Genomic DNA, 23957 nt, shown 5'->3' on the forward strand with positions numbered 1-23957 from the left:
CAAAAAAGCCGGGATTTCCCGGCTGACCCATGATAACACGTTTTCTCCGGCGGGCGCTGCCGCCCGCCGGAGAACCCACTCAGGGCTTGGACTTCTCCAGATAACGGAAGAACTCGTTGTCCGGGCTCAGCACCAGGACGTCCTTCTTGTCGGCGAAGCTGTCGCGGTAGGCCTTGAGGCTGCGGGTGAAGGCATAGAACTCCGGGTCCTGGTTGTAGGCCTTGGCGTAGATCGCCGCCGCCTTGGCGTCGCCCTCACCGCGGGTTTCCTCGGACTGCCGATAGGCCTCGGCCAACAGCACGCGGCGCTGGCGGTCGGCGTCGGCGCGGATACCCTCGGCCAGTTCGCGGCCCTTGGCACGGTGCTCGCGGGCCTCGCGCTCGCGCTCGGTGCTCATGCGCTCGAACACGCTGCGGTTGACTTCCTTCGGCAGGTCGATGGCCTTGACGCGCACGTCGATGACCTCGATGCCCAACTCCTTCTGCGCCATGCGATTGAGCGACGCGGTGATGTCGCCCATCAATGCGTCGCGCTCGCCGGACACCACCTCGTGCAGGGTGCGCTTGCCGAACTGGTCGCGCAGGCCGGCTTCCAGGCGCCGCGACAGGCGCTCGTCGGCGATCTGCTTGAGGCCCGAGGTCGCGGTATAGAAGCGCTCGGCATCGGCCACACGCCACTTGGCGTAGGCGTCGACCATCACTGCCTTCTTCTCCAGAGTGAGGAAACGCTGGGTCGGCGAGTCCAGGGTCAGCAGGCGGCCGTCGAACTTGCGCACCTGGTTGACGTAGGGAATCTTGAAGTGCAGGCCAGGCTGCACGTCCGACTCGACCACGCGGCCGAAGCGCAGCAGCACCGCGCGCTCGGTCTGCTGCACCACGTAGATGCTGCTCCACAGCGCCACGGCAGCCACCACGGCGGCGATCAGGGCGATCAGGGACTTGTTACTCATCAGCGGCTCTCCCTGGTGCGCAGGTCACGTTGCTGCAGGTCGCTGGCGACCCGCGAGCCGATGTCCGGCGTGCTGCTCGTCGTACCCGCCGCGCCGCTGCCCGGCGTCGCCGAGCCACGGCCGTCGATCATCTTGTCCAGCGGCAGGTAGATCAGGTTGTTCTGCCCCTGCTGCCCGGTGACCAGCACCTTGCTGCTCTGCGACAGGACCTCCTGCATGGTGTCCAGGTACAGGCGCTCGCGGGTGACCTCCGGCGCCTTGCGGTATTCGCCGGCCAGCTTGCTGAAGCGGTCGGCCTCACCCTCGGCTCGGGCAACCACCTCGTCGCGGTAGCCGTTGGCTTCCTCGATGATGCGCTGGGCCTGGCCGCGGGCTTCGGGCACCACGCCGTTGGCGTAGGCTTCGGCCTGGTTCTTCTCGCGCTGTTCGTCTTCGCGGGCACGGATCACGTCGTCGAAGGCTTCCTGCACCTCGCGCGGGGCGGCGGCGCTCTGAATGTTCACCTGGGTCACGGTGATGCCGGTCTTGTAGGTGTCCAGGAAGCGCTGCAGGCGATCGCGCACCTCGGTGGCCATCTGTTCGCGGCCCTCGGTGAGGATCTGGTCCATGGTGGTGGAGCCGGCCACGTGGCGCAGGGCGCTCTCGGTGGCGTGCTGCAGGCTGACCTCGGGCTGGTCGACGTTGAGCACGAAGTCCTTCAGGTTGCTGACCTTGTACTGCACGGTCAGCGGGACCTCGACGATGTTCTCGTCCTCGGTGAGCATCTGCCCCTGCTTGCTGTAGGCACGCTCGCGGGTGACGTTCTCCTGGAACTTCCTGTCGATCGGCGGGAAGTAGAAGTTCAGGCCCGGGCCCACGGTGTCGTAGTACTTGCCCATGCGCAGGATCACCGCCTGCTCCTGCTCGTCCACCACGTAGATGGCGTTGTACAGCCAGAGCACGGCGAGCACGGCCAGGCCGATGCCGAACAGGCCCAGGCCACCGCCCTTGCCGCCGACGGGGCTGCCGCCGCGCGGTTTCTTGCCGCCGAAGATGCGATTGAGGCTGTCCTGCAGCTTGCGGAAGGCCTCATCGAGATCCGGAGGGCCCTGGCGGCCGCCGCCACGGCGCCCACCCCAGGGGTCCTGATCGTTCTTGTTCGAGTTGTCACCCGGCTCATTCCAAGCCATAGCGCTCTCCATCTAGTAACGCGAAACGCGCCAGCGGCGCGACCACCCATGCTACCGAATGCCCCGCCCGGTGCCAAAAGCACCGTTCCGGGCTTTATTGCAAAGTGTGTTGCGCAATGAACTCCGCCGGCTGCCATCCCTCGCGGCTGACCAGGCGGTTCAACTCGACACGCGGCAGGCGAACCTGCAAAACGGCGCGTCCCTGCTCGTCATGGTCCTCGGACTGCACCGCGCCCAGTTCGAAGAACTGCGCGCGCAGGCGCCCCAGGCGCTGCGGCAGGCAGAGCGTGCCGACGAACAGGTCGTCGCCCAGCAGCTCGGCCACCGCCTTTTCCAGCAGTTCCAGCCCGCGCCCGTCACGGGCGGAGAGCCAGACCCGCACCGGCTTGCCGGTCTCGTCGCGCTGGATTCGCGCGTCCATGTCCGGCAGCAGGTCGATCTTGTTGTACACCTCGAGCATCGGCAGCTCGTTGGCGCCGATATCGGTCAGCACCGCGTGCACCTGCTCCACCTGCGCGTCGCGCTCCGGCTCGTGGGCATCGATCACGTGCAGCAGCAGGTCGGCGTTGCTCGACTCTTCCAGCGTAGCGCGGAAGGCCTCGACCAGCTTGTGCGGCAGGTGACGGATGAAGCCCACGGTGTCGGCCAGCACGACCGGGCCGACGTCCTCCAGCTCGAGCCGGCGCAAGGTCGGATCGAGGGTGGCGAACAGCTGGTTGGCCGCATAGACCTCGGAAGTGGTCAGGGCGTTGAACAGCGTGGACTTGCCGGCGTTGGTGTAGCCGACCAGGGAAACCGAGGGGATTTCCGCCCGGCGCCGGCCACGGCGGGCCTGTTCGCGCTGGCTGCGGACCTTCTCCAGGCGCTGCTTGATCTGGCGGATGCGTGCGCGCAACAGGCGGCGGTCGGTTTCCAGCTGGGTTTCACCCGGACCGCGCAGGCCGATACCGCCCTTCTGCCTTTCCAGGTGGGTCCAGCCGCGCACCAGGCGCGTGCTCATGTGTTCGAGCTGCGCCAGCTCCACCTGCAGCTTGCCCTCATGGGTGCGGGCGCGCTGGGCGAAGATGTCGAGAATCAGACCGGTACGGTCGAGCACCCGGCATTCGAGGACGCGTTCGAGGTTGCGTTCCTGGCTGGGCGTGAGGGTGTGGTTGAAGATGATCAGCTCGACGTCCTGGACTTGCACCAGGTCGCGCAGCTCATCGACCTTGCCACTGCCGATCAGGAACTTGGCCGACGGCTGATGGCGCGAAACGTTGACGAATGCCACCGACTCCGCGCCCGCCGAACGGGCCAGCTCCTGGAATTCCTGCGGGTCTTCGCGCGCCTCGGGGTCCTGACCTTCCAGATGGACCAGAATGGCCCGTTCCCCACCACCCGGGCGCTCAAAGAACAAGGCGGGCTACCGTCAAGCGTTGCCCGGCTCGGCCGGTTGATCGCCGCTGGGCAGACGCACCGGACGGCTGGGCACGACGGTGGAAATGGCGTGCTTGTAGACCATCTGGCTGACAGTGTTCTTCAGCAAAATCACGAACTGGTCGAAGGATTCGATCTGACCTTGCAGCTTGATACCGTTCACCAGGTAGATGGAGACCGGTACGCGTTCTTTTCGCAGGGTATTCAGGTAAGGGTCTTGTAGCGAATGCCCTTTTGACATATGCCGCACTCCTTTAGGGAATCAATAGATTTAGTAGTAGTCGAATGGCTTGTTGCCGTCGGTAACCCCAAGGATAGACGGCTGAATTATGGTCTCGAACCTATATGGAGACCGCCTCAAGATATTTCAAGGCACGCGGCAGATTGTCGCCTGCCAGACTGTCCAACCAGTGTAGATGGCCCCAGCTGCGCAGCCAGGTGAACTGGCGCTTGGCTAGTTGCCGGGTGGCAATCACGCCGCGCTCCTCCATCTCAGCGTAGGACAGTTTGCCCTCGAGGTATTCCCATACCTGTCGGTAGCCCACGGCACGAATGGATGGCAGAGCGGCGTGCAAGTCGTCTCTCGCGCGAAGTGCTTCGACCTCGGCGATGAAGCCCTGTTCCAGCATCTGACGAAAACGTTGCGCGATTCGCGCGTGCAGTACCTGGCGCTGCTGAGGTGCAATCGCCAGTTGCGCCACAGTATACGGTAATTGCGCCGCGCCTGGCGCGCTGGCACCGGCATTTTCAGCCGCCTGGCGGCGGCGGTGGTCGCTCATCGACAAGCCGCTGACGCGTTGCACTTCCAGCGCCCTGACCAGGCGTTGCGGATCGTTGGGGTGGATGCGCGCCGCCGACTCAGGGTCGACCCGCTGCAATTCGGCATGCAGCGCCGCCCAGCCCTCGGCCGCGGCCCAGGCTTCCAGCTCGGCGCGCACCGCCGGATCGGCGCTGGGCATGTCCGCCATACCTTCCAGCAATGCCTTGAAATACAACATGGTGCCGCCAACCAGCAGGGGGATGCGCCCCGCCGCGGTGATCTCGGCCATGGCCGCCAGGGCGTCGGCGCGGAATTCCGCCGCCGAATAGCTTTCGGCCGGATCGCGGATGTCGATCAGGCGGTGCGGGAATTCGGCCAGGATGTCCTTCGAGGGCTTGGCCGTGCCGATGTCCATGCCGCGGTAGACCAGCGCCGAGTCGACGCTGACCAGCTCGATGGGCAGCAGCCGCGCCAGCTCCAGCGCCAGGTCGGTCTTGCCGGCGGCGGTCGGGCCCATGAGGAAGATGGCGGGAGGCAGGGAGGACATCGGCAACTCTTCGGCAGAACGGGCGCGCGCAAACCGCGCGCTGAATCGATTGGCGCGCAGTTTACTGCACTTGGCTTAACGCTGGCTTTATTTCAGCGCCCGCGCAGAAAGAGTTTGTCCAGCTCGTCCAGGCCCAGCTGCGTCCAGGTGGGCCGGCCGTGGTTGCACTGGCCGCTGCGCTCGGTGATTTCCATGTCGCGCAGCAGGGCGTTCATCTCCGGCAGCGTCAGGCGCCGGTTGGCGCGCACCGCGCCGTGGCAGGCCATGGTCCCGAGCAGTTCGTTGAGGTGCGCCTGGATGCGGTCGCTGGTGCCGTATTCCAGCAGGTCGGCGAGCACGTCGCGCACCAGTTGGGTCGCCTCGGCCTGCTTGAGCAGCGCGGGAATCTGGCGGATCGCCAGGCTTTCCGGGCCCAGGCGCTGCAGCTCGAAGCCGAGCCGGCTGAACCAGCCGCCGTGTTCCTCGGCGCAGTCGGCCTCGCGTTCGCTCACCGCCAGGGATTCGGGCACCAGCAGCGGCTGGCCGCGCAGGCCTTCGCTGTCCATGGCGACCTTCAGGCGCTCGTAGGTGATGCGCTCATGGGCCGCATGCATGTCCACCAGCACCAGGCCGTGGGCGTTCTCGGCGAGGATGTAGATGCCCTTGAGCTGGGCCAGGGCGTAGCCCAGCGGCGGGACATCCTGGGCGCTTTCCGGCAGAGCCTGGGGCGCGGCCGTCGCGGCCTGTTCCGGCAGCGGCGCGAAATAGGCGCGGTAGGCGCCCTGGGCCTCGGCGGCGGGCGGCATGTCCTGACGCTGCGGCTGGTAGGAATAGCCGCCGCCGGAACCGGAGGAACCGCCCGAGCCGCTCCAGCTGCGCGCCGCGGCCGGGGCCTCCAGCACCTTGTCCGACAGGCTCATCTCGCCCTGCGGGCCGAATTCCCCGGCGGCCTGCCCGGTGGGGCGCGGCACGGTCAGGGTGGTGGCCCCCGGCGGCGCCAGCTGGTCGTCCGGGCGCACCTCGGCGAGCGCCCGGTGCAGGGTGCCATAGAGGAAGTCGTGGACCATGCGGCTGTCGCGGAAGCGCACTTCGTGCTTGGTCGGGTGCACGTTGACGTCCACCGTCGCTGGGTCGACCTCCAGGAACAGCACGAAGGTCGGGTGGCGGCCGTTGTAGAGCACGTCGCGGTAGGCCTGGCGCACCGCGTGGGCGACCAGCTTGTCGCGCACCATGCGGCCGTTGACGTAGAAGTACTGCAGGTCCGGCTGGCTGCGGGAGAAGGTCGGCAGGCCGACCCAGCCCCACAGGTGCAGGCCGTTGCGCTCGATCTCGATGGGCAGCGCCTGCTCGAGGAAGGCCGGGCCGCACACGGCGCCGACGCGGCGCGCGCGGGCGGTCTCATCCGCGGCCTCGTGCAGGCTGAAGATGGTCTTGCCGTTGTGGCGCAGGTGGAAGGCCACGTCGAAGCGGGCCAGGGCCAGGCGCTTGATGACTTCCTGCAGGTGGTCGAACTCGGTCTTCTCGGCGCGCAGGAACTTGCGCCGCGCCGGGGTGTTGAAGAACAGGTCGCGGACCTCGACGCTGGTGCCCACCGGGTGCGCCGCCGGCTGCACCCGCGGCTGCATGTCGCGGCCCTCGGTCTCCACCTGCCAGGCCTGCTCGGCGTCGGCGGTGCGCGAGGTCATGGTCAGCCGCGACACCGAGCTGATCGAGGCCAGGGCCTCGCCGCGGAAGCCCAGGCTCATCACCGCCTCGAGGTCTTCCAGCTCGCGGATCTTGCTGGTGGCGTGGCGCGCCAGGGCCAGCGGCAGGTCGTCGGCGGGAATGCCACCGCCGTCGTCGCGTACCCGCAGCAGCTTGATGCCGCCCTGTTCCACCTCGACGTCGATGCGCCGGGCGCCGGCGTCCAGGCAGTTCTCCAGCAGTTCCTTGATCACCGAGGCAGGGCGCTCGACCACCTCGCCGGCGGCGATCTGGTTGGCCAGCCGCGGGCTGAGCAGCTGGATGCGGCGTGCTTCGTTCATTGCTGCGCCGCCAGGGAAGTCGCGGGGATGTTCAGCACCTGGCCGATGCGCACGCTATCGGTCTTCAGGTTGTTGGTGCTGCGCAGGGTGGCCATGCTCACGTCGTAGCGAGCGGCGATCATCGACAGGCTCTCGCCGGCGCGCACCACGTGCTGGCGCGGCCCGCTGGAAATCTGCCCGCCGTCGCGCAGCGAGGCGATGTAGGTGCCCGGCGGCGGCGTCTGCACGAAGTACTGGCGCACGCCGGCGGCGATGGAGCGGGCCAGGGCCTGCTGGTGCGAGGCGCTGTTGAGCTTCTGCGACTCGCCGGGGTTGGAGATGAAGCCGGTCTCCACCAGGATCGACGGGATGTCCGGCGACTTCAGCACCATGAAGCCGGCCTGCTCGACGCGGTTCTTGTGCAGCGAGGTGACGCGGCCGACATTGGTCAGCACCTTGTGCCCGACGTCCAGGCTGGAGGACATGGTGGCGGTCATCGACAGGTCGAGCAGCACGCCGGCGAGCATGTGGTCCTTGTCGTCGAGGCTGACGCTGCCGTCGCCGCCGATCAGGTCGGAACGGTTTTCGCTGTCGGCCAGCCAGCGCGCGGTCTCGGAGGTGGCGCCGCGGTCGGAGAGGGCGAACACCGAGGCGCCGAAGGCGCTGCGGCTGGGCGCGGCGTCGGCGTGGATGGAGACGAACAGGTCGGCGCCCTTCTTGCGCGCGATGGCGGTGCGCCCGCGCAGCGGGATGAAGTAGTCGCCGGTGCGCGTCAGCTCGGCGCGGAAGCCCTTCATCTGGTTGATCTGCCGCTGCAGTTCGCGGGCGATCGACAGGGTGATGTTCTTCTCGTGCAGGCCGTTCGGGCCGGAGGCGCCCGGGTCCTCGCCGCCGTGGCCGGCGTCGATGGCGATGATGATGTCGCGCTTGCCGCCGGCCGGCACCGGCGCCTTGGCCACCGGCTGCGTCGGCGTCACCGGGGTGGCCGGCTGGTTCGGCGTGGGCGTGGCGGGCACGTCGGGGGTAATGTCCGCGCCCTGGTCGTAGAGGTCCACCACCAGGCGGTTGCCGTACTGCTGGTTGGGCGGCAGGACGAAACTCTTGGGCGTCACCTGGGCCGAGAGGTCCAGCACCAGGCGCAGGTCGGTGGGCGAACGCTGCGCCGAGCGCACCGAGGTGATCGGGGTGTTCTTCAGCTTGAGCTGGTTCAGCGCGGTGCTCAGCTGCGCGCCATTGAGGTCGATGACGATGCGGTTCGGCGCGCTGAGGGTGAACAGGCTGTGCTGCACCGGGCCGGACAGGTCGAACACCAGGCGCGTGTTGTCCGGCGCGCGCCACAGGCGCACGCTCTTGATCTGCGTGATTTGCGCGGCGGCAAGAACCTCGCCGGCGCCCAGCGCCAGCAGGATGAACAACCCGGCCAACAGCGCCCGAAGGCGCAACCCCCAACCCATGTTTTTTCTCATGCTCCCGTAGCCAGGACGGCGCACCAGGCTTCGCCCCGCACTCCGTGCGGTTCCAGGCGCAGCATGCGGCCGCCCGCTTGCGGGGTAATGGTAATGTCCAGGTCGGCCTTTGGCAAAATGCCCGCGCCCCTTTCGGCCCACTCGATCAGGCACAGGGCGTCGCCTTCGAAGTAATCGCGGATGCCCAGATATTCCAGTTCCTCGGGGTCGGCCAGGCGGTACAGATCGAAATGGAAGGCGCGCACCTCGCCCAGCTCGTAGGGCTCGACCAGGGTGAAGGTCGGGCTCTTCACCGCCCCGGCATGGCCCAGGCCGCGCAGAATGCCGCGCGAGAGCGTGGTCTTGCCGGCGCCGAGGTCGCCGTGCAGGTAGATCACCCCGCGCCCGCCGGTAGCCTGGGCGATCCTCGCGCCCAGCGCGTACATGGCCTCCTCGCCGTCGGCGAACAGCTTCAGTTCAGGCATGGGGCGAACTCCTCGAGCAACTGACGAACGGCAGGGATCAGGTCGCTGGCCGCGAGCCCCCGCCCCTGCGCGCCAAGCAGCTCGCCGGCGCGGGCGTGCAGCCAGACAGCCAGGCAGGCGGCGTCGAAGGGTTCCATTTTCTGCGCCAGCAACGCGCCAACTATCCCGGACAGCACGTCACCCAGGCCGGCGGTGGCCATGGCCGGATGACCATGGGAGCACAACGCCAGGCGACCGTCCGGCGCAGCGACCAAGCTGCCGACGCCCTTGAGCACGGCCACCGCCTGGTAGCGGCTGGCCAGCTCGCGCACGGCGGCGGCTCGATCGGCCTGCACCTCGGCGGTGGAGCGGCCCAGCAGGCGGGCCGCCTCGGCGGGGTGCGGGGTGATCACCAGGCTGCCCGCCGGGCGCTGCACCTGGCCCTCGGCCAGCAGGTTGAGCGCATCGGCGTCCCACACCTGGGGCAGCTCCAGACTGGCCGCGGCGCTGGCCAGGCAGCGACCCCAGGCGTTGCGGCCGATGCCGGGGCCGACCACCAGCACGCTGGCGCGCTCGGTGGCGCGCAGCACCTCGGCTGACGAGGACACGCCGCGGGTCATCAGTTCCGGGCAGCGCGCCAGCGCCGCCGGCACGTGGGCGGCGCGGGTGGCGACGGAGACCAGCCCGGCGCCGCTGCGCAGGGCCGCTTCGCCGGCCAGCAGGGTGGCGCCGCCCATGCCGTGATCGCCGCCGATCAGCAGCAGGTGGCCAAACAGGCCCTTGTGCGCCGCCTTCGGCCGCGGCGCCAGCTGCGCCAGGCTGCTGGGCGCCAGGCGCGTGGCCTGGGCCTCCTCGGGCAGTTGCGCGGGGTCGGCGTCGAGGCTGTCGAAGGCCAGCTCGCCGCACTGGTCCGGGCCTTCGCCGGTGAACAGGCCGAACTTGAGGCCGATGAAGGTCACCGTCAGGTCGGCGCGCACCGCGCAGCCCAGCACCTGGCCGGTATCGGCGCTGAGGCCGGAGGGGATGTCGATGGCCAGGACCGGCAGGCCGCTGGCGTTGATCCGCGCGATGGCCGCCGCGTACGGGTCGCGCACCGCGCCACCGAGGCCGGTGCCGAGCAGCGCATCCACCAGCACGCCATGCAGTTCGGCGTGTTCGTGCCAGGGCAGGAGGGTCACGCCGGCGGCCAGGGCCTCGGCGTGGGCGGATGCGGCGTCGCCGGCCAGCCGCGCGGTGTCGCCCACCGCCAGCACGCGCACGTTCCAGCCGGCGCGCTGGGCCAGGGCGGCGACCAGGTAGCCGTCGCCGGCGTTGTTGCCGTGCCCGGCCAGCACCGTCAGGCGCCCGGCGTCCGGCCAGCGCCGGCGCAGGGCGCGCCAGGCGGCATGGGCGGCGCGCTGCATGAGCTCGAAGCCGGAGGTGCCGGCGGCGATCAGGCACGCGTCGAGGTCGCGCACCTGCCGGGCGCTGTACAGCGCGGTCGGCAGACTGTCGTGAAGGTGCGAATTCATCGGGTTTCCGCGGGGAATCGGGCGCCGGTCGGCGCGGTCTGGCAGAATTATACCTACCCCGGTCCCGCTTTCCCGCCCCCGCATGCACGATTCCACATCCGATTACAGCGCCATCGCCGAACGCATCAAGGCCTGGGGCCGCGAGCTGGGCTTCCAGCAGGTCGGCATCGGCGGGCTGGACCTGGCCAGCCACGGCGAGCACCTGCAGCGCTGGCTGGCCGCCGGCTACCACGGCGAGATGGACTACATGGGCGCCCACGGCAGCAAGCGCTGGCGCCCGGACGAACTGGTGCCCGGCACCCTGCGGGTGGTCTCGCTGCGCATGGACTACCTGCCCGGCGACACACGCATGGCGCAGCGCCTGGCCGAGCCGGAGAAGGCCTACGTATCGCGCTACGCCCTGGGCCGCGACTACCACAAGCTGGTGCGCAAGCGCCTGCAGCAGCTGGCCGAACGCGTCCAGCAGGAGGTCGGCCCGTTCGGCTACCGCGCCTTCGTCGACAGCGCGCCGGTGCTGGAGAAGGCCATCGGCGAACAGGCCGGGCTCGGCTGGATCGGCAAGAACACCCTGCTGCTCAACCGCAAGGCCGGCAGCTACTTCTTCCTCGGCGAACTCTTCACCGACCTGCCGCTGCCCCTGGACGAACCCCACGGCAGCGAGCACTGCGGGCGCTGCAGCGCCTGCCTGGACATCTGCCCGACCAACGCCTTCGTCGGCCCTTACGTGCTGGACGCGCGGCGCTGCATCTCCTACCTGACCATCGAACTGAAGGGCCCGATCCCCGAGGAACTGCGCGCGCCCATGGGCAACCGGGTATTCGGCTGCGACGACTGCCAGATCGTCTGCCCCTGGAACCGCTTCGCCCGGCCCAGCGAGCAGGGCGACTTCCAGCCGCGCCACGGGCTGGACAATGCCGAGTTGGCCGAGCTGTTCCTCTGGAGCGAAGAAGAGTTCCTCAGCCGCACCGAGGGCTCGCCGCTACGCCGTGCGGGCTATGAGCGGTGGCTGCGCAACCTGGCGGTGGGGCTGGGGAATGCGCCTTCGAGCATTCCGGTGATAGAGGCGCTGAAGGCACGGCGGGAGTTTCCGTCGGAGTTGGTGCGCGAGCACGTCGAGTGGGCGCTGCGGCGGCATGGGATCGCCCCTACACCTTCCGGCAATGCCCCGTAGGATGGCGTTGAGCGAAGCGATACCCATCGCCATGACCGCATGGGTATCGCAAGCTCAACCCATCCTACGAAAAGCACTTCAAATGCACCTTCGAGCACTCCAGTGATAGAGGCGCTGAAGGCGCGGCGGGAGTTTCCGTCGGAGTTGGTGCGCGAGCACATCGAGTGGGCGCTGCGGCGGCATGGGGTGGGACGGTAGGGGTTCTGCTGGCTGGGTTCGGAGCGCGTCCTGAAGAGCCCCTCTCCCCAGCCCTCTCCCTGAAGGGAGAGGGGGCTTGTCCGTGCCGAAAGAAGGAATGGTTTCAGCTGGAAACCATCGGAGTTGCCGGCTAACTCCAGAGCATCCAAGCACTCCGAACGGTCCCCTCTCCCTTCAGGGAGAGGGTTAGGGAGAGGGAGCGGAGCCAAACCGACACACCTCAGCCACCTGGAAACCCCGTTCGCGAGCAAGCTCGCTCCTACGAAAAACCAGCGACTCAGACCTTGATGAAGGTCTCGCGGTAATAGCGCAGCTCGGCGATGGATTCGCGGATGTCGTCCAGCGCCAGGTGGGTATTGCCCTTCTTGAAGCCATCCCGCACCTGCGGGGCCCAGCGCGCCGCCAGTTCCTTGAGGGTGGAGACATCCAGGTTGCGGTAGTGGAAGTAGGCCTCCAGCTTCGGCATGTACCTATAGAGGAAGCGGCGGTCCTGGCAGATGCTGTTGCCGCAGATCGGCGAGGCGCGCTTGGGCACCCATTTTTCCAGGAAGGCCAGGGTCATGGCCTCGGCCTGGGCGGCGTCGATGGTGCTTTCGCGCACGCGCTGGGTCAGGCCCGACTGGCCGTGCTGGCGGGTGTTCCACTCATCCATGCCGGCGAGGGTCTCCTCGCTCTGGTGCACGGCGATCACCGGGCCTTCCGCGAGAATGTTCAGCTCGCTGTCGGTGACGATGGTGGCCATTTCGATGATCACGTCCCGGTCCGGGTCCAGGCCGGTCATCTCCAGGTCGATCCAGATCAGGTTCTGTGGGTTCTGCATGCTGCGCTCCTCGGCTCAAGCCCCCTAGTTTAGCGGGAAGCGCGCCGGGGCATGCTAAACTCGCCGGCGATTTTTCACTCGGGTTCCCTATGGCCAAGCGTCATCTCACCCGCCGGCAGAGCTGGCGCATCGAAAAGATCCAGGAAGAGCGCGCCGCACGCGCCGCCAAGCGCGAGTCGCGCACCCTGGAGGAGCTGGAAGGCGGCGACCTGGGGCCGGAGCAGAACGGCCTGGTGATCGCCCACTTCGGCGTCCAGGTGGAAGTCGAGGCGCTGGAGGGCGAGCACGCCGGCGAGGTGCTGCGCTGCCACCTGCGCGCCAACCTGCCGCCACTGGTGACCGGCGACCGCGTGGTCTGGCGCCCGGGCAACCAGGGCATCGGCGTGATAGTCGCGCAGCTGCCGCGCACCTCCGAGCTGTGCCGCCCGGACATGCGCGGCCTGCTCAAGCCGGTGGCGGCCAACGTCGACCGCATCGTCATCGTCTTCGCCCCGCGGCCCGAGCCCCACGCCAACCTGATCGACCGCTACCTGATCGCCGCCGAGCACGCCGGCATCCAGCCGCTGCTGCTGCTGAACAAGGCCGACCTGATCGACGAGCAGAACGCCGAGCAGATCGACGCGCTGCTGGGCACCTACCGCGACCTGGGCTACCCGCTGCTGGAGGTCTCGGCCTTCAACGGCCTGGCCATGGACGCCCTGCGCGCGGCGCTGAACGATCACGTCAGCGTGTTCGTCGGCCAGTCCGGGGTGGGCAAGTCGTCGCTGGTCAACGCCCTGCTACCGGGGGTGGACACCCGCGTCGGCGACCTCTCGGAGATCACCGGCAAGGGCACCCACACCACCACCACGGCGCGGCTGTTCCACTTCCCCGCCGGCGGCGACCTGATCGACTCCCCCGGCATCCGCGAATTCGGCCTGGGGCACGTCACTCGCGACGACGTCGAGGCCGGCTTCATCGAGTTCCGCGACCTGCTCGGGCACTGCCGCTTCCGCGACTGCAAGCACGACCGCGAGCCCGGCTGCGCGCTGCTCAAGGCTCTGGAGGAAGGCCGCATCAGCCCGCAGCGCATGGCCAGTTATCGGCACATTCTCGCCAGCCTGCCGGAAACGGATTACTGATCAGCGCCCGCGCTCCGACAACTTTGTCGGAGCGCCAGGCCCGCCTTCACTGTAATGCTGTTCACTTAAGCGATATGTGGTAGTTCAGCGAAGGTGCGCCAGCTTGGCCTCGCTCCCTCACCCCAGCCCTCTCCCAAAGGGAGAGGGGGCTGTTCGGAGCGTGCGGGGAGTTCGGCGTCATCCCGGAACGCCTACCTCCTCTCGTCATTCCCGAGAGCGCGAACCCTGGGTTCGCGAGCAAGCTCGCTCCTACGAAAAGCCAAAGCGCATTCGCTCTGGCTTTTGCTCTTGAGACTTCCAGAGAAACATCCGCGCACTCCGAAACGCCCCTTCAGAAGGCCGAGCGAAACCGGCGCTCAGGAGGTCATGCGACATGGATGTCGCGAGAGCCCCGATGGGCTACAGGGACGTACCCTCGGGGCGGGCCTCCGTGGCGGGGGAATTCGCGAGGGTAGCCCGGCTCCATCGGGCCCGTATGCGGGGCAAGCCTTTTTGGTTCCTTTTGTGGCGTTTGACAAAAGGGACTCGCCCGAGGGGGCGAAACAAGAAGGTCGGGCAGACTCGGTGCGGCGCAGAAACACCCAAGCCAAGGCAACTGGGTTATTCCCCTTCGGGCCAGCGCAAGTATTGTTCGCGGCAATGACGAGGTTAAGGCCGGAGTGGGGCAAGCTTCGCGAGCCAAGCCATAACCCCAAATGAAAAATACCGTTTCCCCCAGGCAGAGAAACGGCATCCTTTCTTAAGTGAACAGCATTACCCGTAGGAGCGGACCTTGTCCGCGATAGCCGGACGTCCCGGTGCGATTCGCGGATGAGATCCGCTCCTACGCTGCCCCACCACGCCGTTCCCCTGTAGGAGCGCGCCCTGCGCGCGATTCGCGGGCAGGGCCCGCTCCTACAAGGGCCATCGGGGTCAGTCGGCGGCATCCGGGGCGTGCAGCGGCAGGTCCAGCTGCACGCGGCGGCGCAGCCAGGGGCTGGGGCGGTAGCGCGGTTCGCCGTAGCAGGCCTGCAGGCCCTGGAGGATGGTGAGGATGCGCGCCGCGCCGTAGTGCTCGCCGAAGGCCAGCGGGCCGAAGGGGTAGCCCAGGGCCAGTTGCACCGCGCGGTCGAGGGTCACCGGGGTGGCGATGCCGCGCTGGGCGATCTCGCAGCCCAGGTTGACGATGCCGGCGATCACTCGCTGGGTGACGAAGCCGGCGGAGTCGTTGATCACCTCCACCGGCACGCCGTCGGCGCCCAGGGCCTGGCGCGCCTGGGCTTCCAGCTGCGGGTCGAGGGCCGGCTGGCGCATCAGCACGCGGCGCTTGTCGAGGTCGCCGAAGCTTTCCAGGGCCAGGCTGCGCTCCGCCGGCAGGCCGAGGGCGTCGATGCGGGTGCTGGCGTCTTCCCCCAGCGGGGTGACCAGGCAGATGGCGCGGGCCGAAGGCGCCTCGGCGCTCTCCAGCACCAGCCCGGCCTGGATCAGCAACTGGCCGACGTGGTGGCGCAGCTCCGGGTCCTGGCTGTCCAGCCAGAAGGGCCGGTCCAGCAGCACTGGCTCGGGTTGTGGCTCCGGCTCGCGCAGCGGCTGGCCGTCGCGATAGCGGTAGAAGCCCTCGCCGCTCTTGCGCCCGAGCAGGCCGGCGGCCACCCGCTGCGCCGCCAGGGGCGAGGGCAGGTAGCGTGGGTCCTGGTAGAACTGCTGGTACAGCGACTCCATCACCGCGTGGGAGACGTCCAGCCCGGTCAGGTCGAACAGTTCGAAGGGCCCCATGCGGAAGCCGGCGCCGTCGCGCAGGATGCGGTCGATCTGCGCGGCGCTGGCGATGCCCTCGCCGAGGATGCGCAGGGCCTCGGTGCTGTAGGCGCGGCCGGCGTGGTTGACGATGAAGCCGGGGCTGTCCGGGCTCACCGCCGGGAAGTGCCCGGCCTGCTCGGCCAGGCGCGAAAGGCGCGTTATCACCGCCTCGTCGGTGCGCTGGCCGCGCACCACCTCGACGATGCGCATCAGGGGCGCCGGGTTGAAGAAGTGGAAGCCGGCCACCCGCTCGGGGCGGCGGCAGCGCGCGGCGATGCGGGTGACCGACAGCGACGAGGTGTTGCTGGCCAGCACCGCGTCGTCCGCCACCCGCGCCTCCAGCTCGGCGAACAGCGCCTGCTTGGCGCCGAGGTCTTCGACGATGGCCTCGACCAGCAGGTCGCAGCCGGCCAGCTCGTCGAGGCTGTGCGCCGCTTGCAGGCGCTGCAGGGTGGCGGCCAGGGCGTCGGCGCCGAGCTTGCCCTTGGCGGCGGCGCGCTCGAGCAGCTCGCGGTTGAAGTCCAGGGCCTGCTGGATGCTCTCGGCGCGGCTGTCGTAGAGCTGCACCGGCACCCCGGCGCTGGCGAACAGCTGGGCGATGCCGCGGCCCATGGCGCCGGCGCCGATCACGCCGATGCGGCGGAACGCGGGAAGGTTGCTGGCTGGCATGGACGTGGCGTCCCCGTCTGGCTGGCTTGTCTTCACCTTAGTCGCTGGGGTCACGGCGTGGGGTTCCGTCGTGCCTCCAGGTCGCGCAACTGGCGGCGGAGCATCTTGCCCACCGAGGTCTTGGGCAACTCGTCGAGAATCTCGACGAAGCTCGGCACCTTGTAGCCGGTGAGGTGCTCGCGGCAGTGGGCGATGATCGCGGCGGCGTCCAGGGCCGGGTCGCGCAGGCTGACGAACAGCTTCACCGATTCGCCCTTGCGCAGGTCCGGCACGCCGATGGCGATGCACTCGCGGATGCCCGGGTGGCGCATCACCGCGTCCTCCACCTCGTTGGGGAAGACGTTGAAGCCCGACACCAGGATCATGTCCTTCTTGCGGTCGACGATCTTCAGCAGGCCGTTGGCGTCCTGCAGGGCGATGTCGCCGGTGCGCAGCCAGCCGTCGGCGTCCAGCACCTGGGCGGTTTCCTCCGGGCGGCCCCAGTAGCCGAGCATCACCTGCGGACCGCGCAGGCACAGCTCGCCGGGGACTTCCAGCGGGCACGGGTTGCCCTCCTCGTCGAGGATGCGCACCTGGGTGTCGATCAGCGGCTGGCCGACGAAGCCCTCGCGGTAGGGCGTCAGCCGGGTGTTGGTGCACACCACCGGCGACGCCTCGGTGAGGCCGAAGCCCTCCAGCACCGGGGCGCCGGTGAGCGCCTGCCAGCGCCGGCCGACTTCCAGGTTCAGCGGCGCGCCGCCGCTGGTCACCCACTTCAGGTGGCTGAAGTCCAGGCTGGCGAAGGCCGGGTGGTTCATCAGCCCGACGAACAGGCTGTTCAGCCCGCTGAGCAGGGTGAAGGGGTAGCGGCGCATGGCCTCGATGATCTCGTCGAGGTTGCGCCCGTCGCGGATCACCACGGTGTGCAGGCCCATGGCCACGGAGCTCAGGCAGTTCGTGGAGAAGGCCATGATGTGGTACAGCGGCAGCGGCGCGATGCGCACGTCGCTGGCCGGGTCGAGCAGGCCCGGGCGCATGAACAGTTCCAGGGTCTGGATGACGTTGGCCAGCAGGTTGTAGTGGCTGAGCATGGCGCCCTTGGACAGGCCGGTGGTGCCGCCGGTGTACTGCAGCAGCGCCAGGCGCTCCAGGCCCGGCTCGGCGTCCAGCGGCGGGGCCTCGACGCCCAGGCGCAGGGCCTGCATGAAGCGCGTGGCGTCGGGCTCGTCGCAGGCGTACTGCGGGGCTTGCATGTCTTCCACCGAGGTCAGCAGCACCTGGCGCACCGCGCTGTCGCCCTGCACCTTGCGCAGCAGCGGCAGTAGGCGGTCGAGCAGCAGTATGGCCACGGCGCCGGAGTCGCGCAGCTGGTGGCTCAGCTCGCCGGCGGTGTACTGCGGGTTGGTGTTGACCAGCACCAGCCCGGCCTTGAGCGCGCCGAAGGCGGCGATGGGATATTGCAGGGAGTTGGGCAGCATCAGCGCCAGGCGCTCGCCGGGTTGCAGGCCGGCGCAGTGGCGCAGGTAGCGGGCGAAGGCGTCGGCCTGGCGCTCCAGCTCGGCGAAGCTCAGGCAGCTGCCGGCGCAGGAGAAGGCGGGGCGCTCGGGGTGTTCGCGGCTGGCGTCGCGCAGCAGGTCGTGGACGTTGCGGTAACCGCGCGCGGCGAATTGCGCGGCGACATGGCTTTCGGCAGTGACGGGCATCGTCGCCCTCCATCAGTGAATTGTTATTCTGCTCTGCGAAACATGATGTCGAAATCGATGGTATGCGATAGCCTTTGCCTGTGCAACGGCCCGTCGCCCTGCTGTCCGCGGCATGCCGATCTGCTATCGTTCGCCCGCGCCGGACGCCGCTCCGGCCCTTATTTCCCCATAGCCGAGGCAGCATGAGCGACGATTTCGAAGACTCCAGCGCACCCAAGGACCGCAAGTTCGTCGAGGCCCTGGCCCGCGGCCTGGACGTGCTGCGCGCCTTCACCCACGGCTCGGTGGTGCTGGGCAACCAGGAGATCGCGCGGATCACCGGCCTGCCCAAGCCGACCGTGTCGCGCATGACGTATACGCTGACCAGGCTCGGCTACCTCAGCTATTCGCAACAGCACGAGAAGTACCAGCTGGATTCCGGCGTGCTCGCCCTGGGCTATGCCTACGTGTCGAACCTGCGCGTGCGCCAGCTGGCCAAGCCCTACATGGACGCCTTCGCCCGCCGCACCAACACCACCGTGGGCCTGACCTGCCGCGACTGGCTATCGATGATCTACGTGGAGAACTGCCGGCCGCCGGAGGCTACCTCGCTGCGCATGGACGCTGGCGTGCGCCTGCCGTTGGCTACCACTGCTGCGGGTCGTGCCTACCTGGCGGCGACTCCGGAGCAGGAGCGAGAGCATTTGCTGCAGGCCCTGGAGGCGCGCCATGAAGGCGATTGGGCGGCCATGCGTGCGTCGCTGGAGCGTTCCTTCGAGGAATATCGCGAGCATGGTTTCTGCCTGTCCCTCGGCGATTGGGATCGCAATGTGCGTGCGGCTGGTGTGCCGCTGCGGCTGGCCGATGGGGGGCTGATGGCGCTGACTTGTGGTGCGCCGTCGTTCCAGTTGAGTGAGGAAACGCTCAAGGGGACGTTGGCCCATGAGTTGGAGATGCTGGCGCGGGATATCGAGAGCCTGGGGGCCTGAACCAACCCGGCTGCACGATTCGTAGGATGGCGTTGAGCGAAGCGATACCCATCGATCACGGCCTCGGCTTATCGGCGGATAACGCTGGCGCGTTATGCGCCCTACGGATTGGGCTCGGTGCTCGGGCTTTTCCCTCACCCCAGCCCTCTCCCAGAGGGAGAGGGGGCTGTCCGTGCCGGCTGGGAGTGGGGTTTCAGCCGGGGGCGCCTGGGTTTCCGACTGACTCCAACCTCCCCGCACACACCGAACGGTCCCCTCTCCCTCCGGGAGAGGGTTAGGGTGAGGGGGCCGCAGGCCTGCCCTGCGCCACCTCCATCAATTCCGCAAGGGCCTTTGAGTCAGGCTTCCCTCACCCCAGCCCTCTCCCAGAGGGAGAGGGAGCTGTCCGTGCCGGCTGGGAGTGGGGTTTCAGCCGGAAACGCCTGGGTTTCCGACTGACTCCAACCTCCCCGCACACACCGAACGGTCCCCTCTCCCTCCGGGAGAGGGTTAGGGTGAGGGGGCCGCAGGCCTGCCCTACGCCACCTCCATCAACCCTGCATAAGCCTTCAGGTGATGGTCGTCATCGCCCAACTGGTGACCCAGCATCACCAGCCGCTTGGCGTGGTGCGCCAGCACGTATTCCCAGGTCATGCCGATGCCGCCGTGCAGCTGGATCGCCTGCTCGGCGATGTAGCGCCCGGCGCGGGTGACGATGAATTTCGCCGCCGCCAGGGTGCGGCTGCGCTCGGCGCTGTCCGGCTGGTCCGCCACGCACGCGGCCAGGATGGCCATGCTGGTGGCCTGCTCCAGCTCGCTGCGCATGTCCACCATGCGGTGCTGCAGCACCTGGAACTTGCCGATGGGCACGCCGAACTGCTTGCGCGTCTTCAGGTAGTCGAGGGTCAGGGCGCAGGCTTCCTGCATGCTGCCCAGGGCTTCGGCGCACTGCGCGGCGATGGCGCGGCCCTGCTGATAGCGCAGCGCCGGCAATGCTTCATCGGGAACGCCCACGGCTTCGGCTACGGCACCGTCGAGGAACAGCTCGCAAGCCTTCTGCCCGTCGATGGTCGGATAGGTGCGGCGCTGCACGCCGGGTTGTCGCGGATCGACCAGGAACAGGCCGATGCCCGCCTCGTCCCGCGCGTTGCCCGCTACCCGCGCCGAAACCAGGATCGCCGCGGCGCTCTGCCCGCCGACCACCACCGCCTTGCGGCCGCTGAGCTTCCAGCCGTCGCCGGCCTGTTCCGCGCGGGTCTGCACGTCGTGCAACTGGTAATGGCTCTGCGGCTCTTCCAGGGCCACCGCCAATTGCGCCTCGGCGCTGGCGATGCGCGGCAGCCAGCTTTCCTTCTGTGCCTCGCTGCCCAGTTGGGCGAGCAGCCCGCCGGCGTGTACCACCGATTGCAGGTAGGGCTCCAGGCACAGGCCGCGGCCCAGTTCGGTGAGCACCAGCATGCTGTCCACGCCGCCGCCGAAGCCGCCGTAGGCTTCGGGCAGCGACACCGAGGTCAGCCCCAGCTCGCCCAACTGACGCCAGAAGCCGGCGCTATAGCCCAGCTCGCTCTTGCCGAAGCCCTCGCGCTTGTCGAAGGCGTATTCGTCGCGCACCAGGCGCGCCGCGGTGTCCTGCAGCATCTGCTGCTCTTCGCTGAGTTTGAAGTCCATGCTCACGCCCTCACAGCTCGAGAATCATCTTCGAGACGATGTTCTTCTGGATTTCGTTGGAGCCGCCGAAGATCGACAGCTTGCGCAGGTTGAAGTACTGGCTGGCCGGCGCGCTGGCGTAGTCGGCGTGCAGCGGCTCGGCGCCCAGCTCGAATTCCTCTTCGAGGAAGGGCAGCGCGTAGGGGCCGATGACCTTGCGCAGCAGGTGGCTGATGGCCTGGCGGATCTCGGTGCCCTTGACCTTGAGGATCGAGCTTTCCGCCCCCGGCACGCCGCCTTCGCGGGCGGCGGCGAGGATGCGCAGGGTGCTCATCTCGATGGCCATCAACTGCATCTCCACCTCGGCCACCTGGGCGCGGAACAGCGGGTCTTCCAGCATCGGCCTGCCGTCGCACAGCTCGCGGCTGGCCACGCGCTTGAGGTGCGCGAGCACCGCCTTGGACGCGCCTATGCCGGCCAGGCCGGTGCGCTCGTAGGTGAGCAGGTACTTGGCGCAGGTCCAGCCTTCGTTCTCGCGGCCGACCAGGTTCTGCAGCGGCACCTTCACGTTGTCGAAGAAGACTTCGTTGACCTCGTGCTCGCCGTCCAGGGTGATGATCGGCCGCACGGTGATGCCGGGGCTCTTCATGTCGATCAGCAGGAAGCTGATGCCGCGTTGCTGCTGGGCCTCCGGGTCGGTGCGCACCAGGCAGAAGATCCAGTCGGCGTGCTGGCCCAGTGTCGTCCAGGTCTTCTGGCCGTTCACCACGTAATACTCGCCCTCGCGCACCGCGCGGGTCTTCAGCGACGCCAGGTCGGAGCCGGCGCCCGGCTCGGAGTAGCCCTGGCACCACCAGTCGGTGCCGTCGAGGATGCGCGGCAGGTAGTGGGCCTGCTGCTCCGGGGTGCCGAACCTGATGATCACCGGGGCGACCATGTTCACGCCGAAGGGGATGGTGCGCGGCGCGCCGAAGGCGGCGCATTCCTCTTCGAAGATGTGCTTCTGCACGGCGTTCCATCCGGTGCCGCCGAATTCCACCGGCCAGTGGCTGGCGTACCAGCCCTGCTCGCTGAGGGCGCGCTGCCAGCGCTGGTGGTCCTGTTTGTTCAGGTGCTTGCCCAGGCGCACCTTGCTGGCGATGTCGGCCGGCAGCTTGTCGCGCAGGAAAGCGCGGACTTCGTCGCGGAAGGCCAGTTCGTCGGGGGTGAAGTGGATGTCCATGGCGGTTCCTTAGAGGTCGGCGAAACGGCGGCCTTCGGCCACCAGGCGTTCGAGCAGCGGCGCCGGCTCCCACCAGGCGCCGAAGCGCTGGTGGAATTCGCGGATGCGTTGCAGCACCTGGTCCAGGCCCAGGCGGTCGGCGTGGAACAGCGGGCCGCCGCGCCAGGCGGGGAAGCCGTAGCCGTTGAGGAAGATCAGGTCGACGTCGCTGGCGCGCTGGGCGATGCCTTCGTCGAGGATGCGCGCGGCCTCGTTGACCAGGGCGAAGAGGCAGCGCTCGACGATGTGCTCGTTAGTCACCGGCTGGCGAACGATGCCGCGGGTGGCCGCGGCCTGCTCCAGCATGGCCGGCAGCGCCGGGTTGTCCTGCGGGGTGCGCGAGCCTTGCGGGTAGAGGTAGAAGCCGGCGCCGCTCTTCTGCCCGAGCATGCCGGCGGCGTACAGGTGGTCGAGCACCGTGGGCAGCGTCTGCCCGGGCTCGAGGCCGGGGCGCTGGCGCTCGCGGATGGCGTGGCTGATGTCCAGCCCGGAGAGGTCGCGCACCGCCAGCGGGCCCATGGCCATGCCGAAGTCGCGCAGGGCGGCGTCCACCTGGGCCGGGCTTGCGCCCTCCTCCAGGAGGAACTCGGCCTGGCGGCCGTACTGGAAGATCATGCGGTTGCCGACGAAGCCGTCACACACGCCCACCGCCACCGCGACCTTCTTCAGGCGCTTGCCCATTTGCATGGCGCTGGCCAGCACTTCGGCGGAAGTCTCGCGGCCGCGCACCACTTCCAGCAGGCGCATGACGTTGGCCGGGCTGAAGAAGTGCAGGCCGACCACGTCCTGCGGGCGGCGGGTGAAGGCGGCGATGGCGTCGAGGTCCAGCGACGAGGTGTTGCTGGCGAGGATGGCGCCGGGCTTGCACACCGCGTCCAGGCGCTCGAAGACCTGGCGCTTGACCTCCAGGCTCTCGAACACGGCTTCGATCGCCAGGTCCGCGTCGGCCAGCGCGGCGTAGTCGAGCACGCCCTGGATCAGGCCCAGGCGCTTTTCCATTGCGTCGCTGGTGAGGCTGCCACGCTCGACGCTGGCCTGGTAGGTGGCGCGGGCGCGTTGCAGGGCGCGGTCGAGGGCGGCGGCGTCGACTTCCAGCAGCTTCACCGGGATGCCGACGTTGGCGAAGCACAGGGCGATGCCCACGCCCATGGTGCCGCCGCCGATCACCGCGGCCGTGCGTATTTCGCGCACCGGGGTGTCGGCGGGCAGGCCGGCGATCTTCGTCGCTTCGCGCTCGGCGAAGAAGGCGTGGATGAGGGCGGCGCGCTGCGGTGACTCCAGGCATTCCTGGAATAGTTCGCGCTCGCGCTTCAGGCCCTCGGCCAGGGGCAGGCGGCTGGCGGCTTCCACCGCGGCCACGCAGCGCAGCGGGGAGAACAGGCCGGGCATGCGCTTCTGCACTTCGGCGTGCTTGGCGGCGATCAGCGCGGCGTCGCCTTGCACCTGGCGCTCGCCGCTGCGGCGCGGGCCGCGGCCCTCGTCCAGCAGGCGGCGGGCGTAGGCCAGGCCGGCTTCGGCCAGGTCGCCGTCGACGAGTTCGTCGAGGATGCCGTATTTCAGGGCCTGCGGCGCTTTCACCGGGTTGCCGGAGACGATCATCTCCAGCGCCCGCTCCACGCCAACCAGGCGCGGCAGGCGCTGGGTACCGCCGGCGCCGGGGAGCAGGCCGATCTTCACTTCCGGCAGGCCGACCTGGGCGTCGGCCCGGGCGATGCGGTAATGGCAGGCCAGCGCCACTTCCAGCCCGCCGCCCAGGGCGGTGCCGTGGATGACTGCCACGCTGGGCTTGGCGGAGGCCTCGATGGCTTCCACCACCTCGGGCAGCGAGGGCGCCTGCGGCGGCTTGCCGAATTCCTTGATATCCGCCCCGGCCATGAAGGTGCGCCCGGCGCACACCAGCACCACCGCGCGCACCGCGGCATCCGCCTCGGCCTCGCGGAAGGCCCGCAGCAACCCGGCGCGCACCGCCAGGCCCAGGGCGTTGACCGGGGGATTGTCGACCTTGATCAGGGCCACGTCGGCGTGACGTTCGACCTGCACTACCTCGGACATGCTCAGCGTCTCCGTTGTAATTGTGGTTTTTAACGGAATTATGTTTCGCTGTGCAGAATATAAAGATCACTGGGGGTTGTCGAGGGGTGTTGTGCTTTTCGTAGGAGCGAGGGGGGCGCCTAGCCCTTGCTCGCGAACGGTGCCTCCCGGCTGCTTCGGTGTCGTGGCTTGACTCCGCCCCCTCTCCCTAACCCTCTCCCTGAAGGGAGAGGGGACCGTTCGGTGTGCTTGGGCATTCCTGAGTTAGCCGGCAGCGCCAGCGGTTTCCGGCTGAAACCATCACTTCTCTCGGCACAGACTGCCCCCTCTCCCTTCAGGGAGAGGGCTGGGGAGAGGGCGCTCTTCGGACAAACACCATAGGCCCGGC

18 protein-coding genes and 1 pseudogene are annotated in these 23957 nt (G+C 68.6%); 4 read left to right on the top strand and 15 right to left on the bottom strand.

Annotated elements, in window-relative coordinates; translation table 11 throughout:
• Window positions 1-79 precede the first annotated feature (79 nt).
• The 9 genes from hflC to QSJ95_RS01105 form a co-directional block, all read right to left on the bottom strand.
• Complete coding sequence (gene hflC / locus QSJ95_RS01065) at window positions 80-949, bottom strand: protease modulator HflC (protein ID WP_009613467.1); 870 nt, start codon at window positions 947-949, stop codon at window positions 80-82.
• Window positions 949-2118 carry an FtsH protease activity modulator HflK gene (gene hflK / locus QSJ95_RS01070; protein ID WP_009613468.1) on the bottom strand — a complete coding sequence of 390 codons (1170 nt, stop codon included), beginning with the start codon at window positions 2116-2118 and terminating at the stop codon, window positions 949-951. Before hflK ends, hflC begins: the two co-directional genes overlap by 1 nt.
• 94 nt (window positions 2119-2212) lie before the next feature.
• Window positions 2213-3514, bottom strand: coding sequence for a ribosome rescue GTPase HflX (gene hflX / locus QSJ95_RS01075; RefSeq protein ID WP_285639251.1), 1302 nt, complete (start codon window positions 3512-3514; stop codon window positions 2213-2215).
• 12 nt (window positions 3515-3526) lie between these two features.
• Window positions 3527-3775 carry an RNA chaperone Hfq gene (gene hfq, locus QSJ95_RS01080; protein WP_003095657.1) on the bottom strand — a complete coding sequence of 83 codons (249 nt, stop codon included), beginning with the start codon at window positions 3773-3775 and terminating at the stop codon, window positions 3527-3529.
• Between the two features lie 100 nt (window positions 3776-3875).
• A complete protein-coding gene (miaA, locus tag QSJ95_RS01085) occupies window positions 3876-4841 on the bottom strand; it encodes a tRNA (adenosine(37)-N6)-dimethylallyltransferase MiaA (protein ID WP_009613482.1) in 966 nt (321 codons plus the stop codon).
• 92 nt (window positions 4842-4933) lie between these two features.
• The gene (mutL, locus tag QSJ95_RS01090; protein WP_285639256.1) at window positions 4934-6844 is read right to left on the bottom strand and encodes a DNA mismatch repair endonuclease MutL; all 1911 of its coding nucleotides are present in this window, start codon (window positions 6842-6844) and stop codon (window positions 4934-4936) included.
• Window positions 6841-8277, bottom strand: coding sequence for an N-acetylmuramoyl-L-alanine amidase AmiB (amiB, locus tag QSJ95_RS01095; protein WP_043299953.1), 1437 nt, complete (start codon window positions 8275-8277; stop codon window positions 6841-6843). The genes mutL and amiB overlap by 4 nt, the downstream gene beginning before the upstream one ends.
• Before the next feature lie 8 nt (window positions 8278-8285).
• Complete coding sequence (gene tsaE, locus QSJ95_RS01100) at window positions 8286-8753, bottom strand: tRNA (adenosine(37)-N6)-threonylcarbamoyltransferase complex ATPase subunit type 1 TsaE (RefSeq protein ID WP_069863176.1); 468 nt, start codon at window positions 8751-8753, stop codon at window positions 8286-8288.
• The gene (locus QSJ95_RS01105) at window positions 8741-10243 is read right to left on the bottom strand and encodes an NAD(P)H-hydrate dehydratase (protein WP_285639264.1); all 1503 of its coding nucleotides are present in this window, start codon (window positions 10241-10243) and stop codon (window positions 8741-8743) included. The genes tsaE and QSJ95_RS01105 overlap by 13 nt, the downstream gene beginning before the upstream one ends.
• 82 nt (window positions 10244-10325) lie before the next feature.
• On the opposite strand from QSJ95_RS01105, the gene queG reads away from it, so the two are divergent.
• Window positions 10326-11414 (top strand): tRNA epoxyqueuosine(34) reductase QueG, encoded by a 1089-nt coding sequence (gene queG / locus QSJ95_RS01110; RefSeq protein ID WP_285639266.1) that lies wholly within the window; start codon window positions 10326-10328, stop codon window positions 11412-11414.
• A gap of 81 nt (window positions 11415-11495) precedes the next feature.
• A pseudogene (locus QSJ95_RS01115) lies at window positions 11496-11612 on the top strand (tRNA epoxyqueuosine(34) reductase QueG); the annotation flags it as partial.
• A gap of 277 nt (window positions 11613-11889) precedes the next feature.
• Here the strand turns inward: QSJ95_RS01115 and orn are convergent.
• Entirely contained in the window at window positions 11890-12432 is a 543-nt protein-coding gene (gene orn / locus QSJ95_RS01120; RefSeq protein WP_043268584.1) for an oligoribonuclease, read from the bottom strand.
• Between the two features lie 89 nt (window positions 12433-12521).
• Here orn and rsgA point away from each other — a divergent pair, with 89 nt between their 5' ends.
• Window positions 12522-13553 (top strand): small ribosomal subunit biogenesis GTPase RsgA, encoded by a 1032-nt coding sequence (gene rsgA / locus QSJ95_RS01125; protein WP_285639268.1) that lies wholly within the window; start codon window positions 12522-12524, stop codon window positions 13551-13553.
• 912 nt (window positions 13554-14465) lie between these two features.
• Here rsgA and QSJ95_RS01130 read toward each other — a convergent pair.
• Window positions 14466-16001: a 3-hydroxyacyl-CoA dehydrogenase gene (locus QSJ95_RS01130; RefSeq protein ID WP_285639269.1), complete on the bottom strand. Its 1536-nt coding sequence runs from the start codon at window positions 15999-16001 to the stop codon at window positions 14466-14468.
• A gap of 50 nt (window positions 16002-16051) precedes the next feature.
• Window positions 16052-17683, bottom strand: a complete 1632-nt coding sequence (locus QSJ95_RS01135) for an AMP-binding protein (RefSeq protein WP_285639271.1) — start codon at window positions 17681-17683, stop codon at window positions 16052-16054.
• A gap of 182 nt (window positions 17684-17865) precedes the next feature.
• Between QSJ95_RS01135 and QSJ95_RS01140 the strand changes: the two genes are divergently transcribed.
• Window positions 17866-18651, top strand: coding sequence for an IclR family transcriptional regulator (locus QSJ95_RS01140; protein ID WP_285639273.1), 786 nt, complete (start codon window positions 17866-17868; stop codon window positions 18649-18651).
• Between the two features lie 516 nt (window positions 18652-19167).
• Here the strand turns inward: QSJ95_RS01140 and QSJ95_RS01145 are convergent.
• From QSJ95_RS01145 to QSJ95_RS01155, 3 genes are read right to left on the bottom strand one after another with little or no spacing between them, the layout of a single operon-like run.
• Window positions 19168-20298 carry an acyl-CoA dehydrogenase family protein gene (locus QSJ95_RS01145; RefSeq protein WP_285639275.1) on the bottom strand — a complete coding sequence of 377 codons (1131 nt, stop codon included), beginning with the start codon at window positions 20296-20298 and terminating at the stop codon, window positions 19168-19170.
• A 10-nt stretch (window positions 20299-20308) separates the two neighbouring features.
• Window positions 20309-21499 (bottom strand): acyl-CoA dehydrogenase family protein, encoded by a 1191-nt coding sequence (locus QSJ95_RS01150; RefSeq protein ID WP_285639276.1) that lies wholly within the window; start codon window positions 21497-21499, stop codon window positions 20309-20311.
• Window positions 21500-21508: 9 nt separating this feature from the next.
• On the bottom strand, window positions 21509-23590 hold the full coding sequence (locus QSJ95_RS01155) for a 3-hydroxyacyl-CoA dehydrogenase NAD-binding domain-containing protein (RefSeq protein WP_285639278.1): 2082 nt from the start codon (window positions 23588-23590) through the stop codon (window positions 21509-21511).
• Window positions 23591-23957 lie beyond the last annotated feature (367 nt).

This window comes from Pseudomonas sp. NBRC 100443, assembly GCF_030268185.1.
Classification (GTDB): Bacteria; Pseudomonadota; Gammaproteobacteria; order Pseudomonadales; family Pseudomonadaceae; genus Pseudomonas; species Pseudomonas citronellolis.

What these genes read in the sequence shown, in the direction of transcription:
- QSJ95_RS01105 (WP_285639264.1), bottom strand. Translation starts at nt 10,243, where the DNA reads ATGAATTCGCACCTTCACGACAGTCTGCCGACCGCGCTGTACAGCGCC.
- QSJ95_RS01130 (WP_285639269.1), bottom strand. Translation starts at nt 16,001, where the DNA reads ATGCCAGCCAGCAACCTTCCCGCGTTCCGCCGCATCGGCGTGATCGGC.
- QSJ95_RS01135 (WP_285639271.1), bottom strand. Translation starts at nt 17,683, where the DNA reads ATGCCCGTCACTGCCGAAAGCCATGTCGCCGCGCAATTCGCCGCGCGC.
- queG (WP_285639266.1), top strand. Translation starts at nt 10,326, where the DNA reads ATGCACGATTCCACATCCGATTACAGCGCCATCGCCGAACGCATCAAG.
- hflC (WP_009613467.1), bottom strand. Translation starts at nt 949, where the DNA reads ATGAGTAACAAGTCCCTGATCGCCCTGATCGCCGCCGTGGTGGCTGCC.
- QSJ95_RS01155 (WP_285639278.1), bottom strand. Translation starts at nt 23,590, where the DNA reads ATGTCCGAGGTAGTGCAGGTCGAACGTCACGCCGACGTGGCCCTGATC.
- QSJ95_RS01140 (WP_285639273.1), top strand. Translation starts at nt 17,866, where the DNA reads ATGAGCGACGATTTCGAAGACTCCAGCGCACCCAAGGACCGCAAGTTC.
- mutL (WP_285639256.1), bottom strand. Translation starts at nt 6,844, where the DNA reads ATGAACGAAGCACGCCGCATCCAGCTGCTCAGCCCGCGGCTGGCCAAC.
- hfq (WP_003095657.1), bottom strand. Translation starts at nt 3,775, where the DNA reads ATGTCAAAAGGGCATTCGCTACAAGACCCTTACCTGAATACCCTGCGA.
- amiB (WP_043299953.1), bottom strand. Translation starts at nt 8,277, where the DNA reads ATGGGTTGGGGGTTGCGCCTTCGGGCGCTGTTGGCCGGGTTGTTCATC.
- QSJ95_RS01145 (WP_285639275.1), bottom strand. Translation starts at nt 20,298, where the DNA reads ATGGACTTCAAACTCAGCGAAGAGCAGCAGATGCTGCAGGACACCGCG.
- tsaE (WP_069863176.1), bottom strand. Translation starts at nt 8,753, where the DNA reads ATGCCTGAACTGAAGCTGTTCGCCGACGGCGAGGAGGCCATGTACGCG.
- rsgA (WP_285639268.1), top strand. Translation starts at nt 12,522, where the DNA reads ATGGCCAAGCGTCATCTCACCCGCCGGCAGAGCTGGCGCATCGAAAAG.
- orn (WP_043268584.1), bottom strand. Translation starts at nt 12,432, where the DNA reads ATGCAGAACCCACAGAACCTGATCTGGATCGACCTGGAGATGACCGGC.
- QSJ95_RS01150 (WP_285639276.1), bottom strand. Translation starts at nt 21,499, where the DNA reads ATGGACATCCACTTCACCCCCGACGAACTGGCCTTCCGCGACGAAGTC.
- miaA (WP_009613482.1), bottom strand. Translation starts at nt 4,841, where the DNA reads ATGTCCTCCCTGCCTCCCGCCATCTTCCTCATGGGCCCGACCGCCGCC.
- hflK (WP_009613468.1), bottom strand. Translation starts at nt 2,118, where the DNA reads ATGGCTTGGAATGAGCCGGGTGACAACTCGAACAAGAACGATCAGGAC.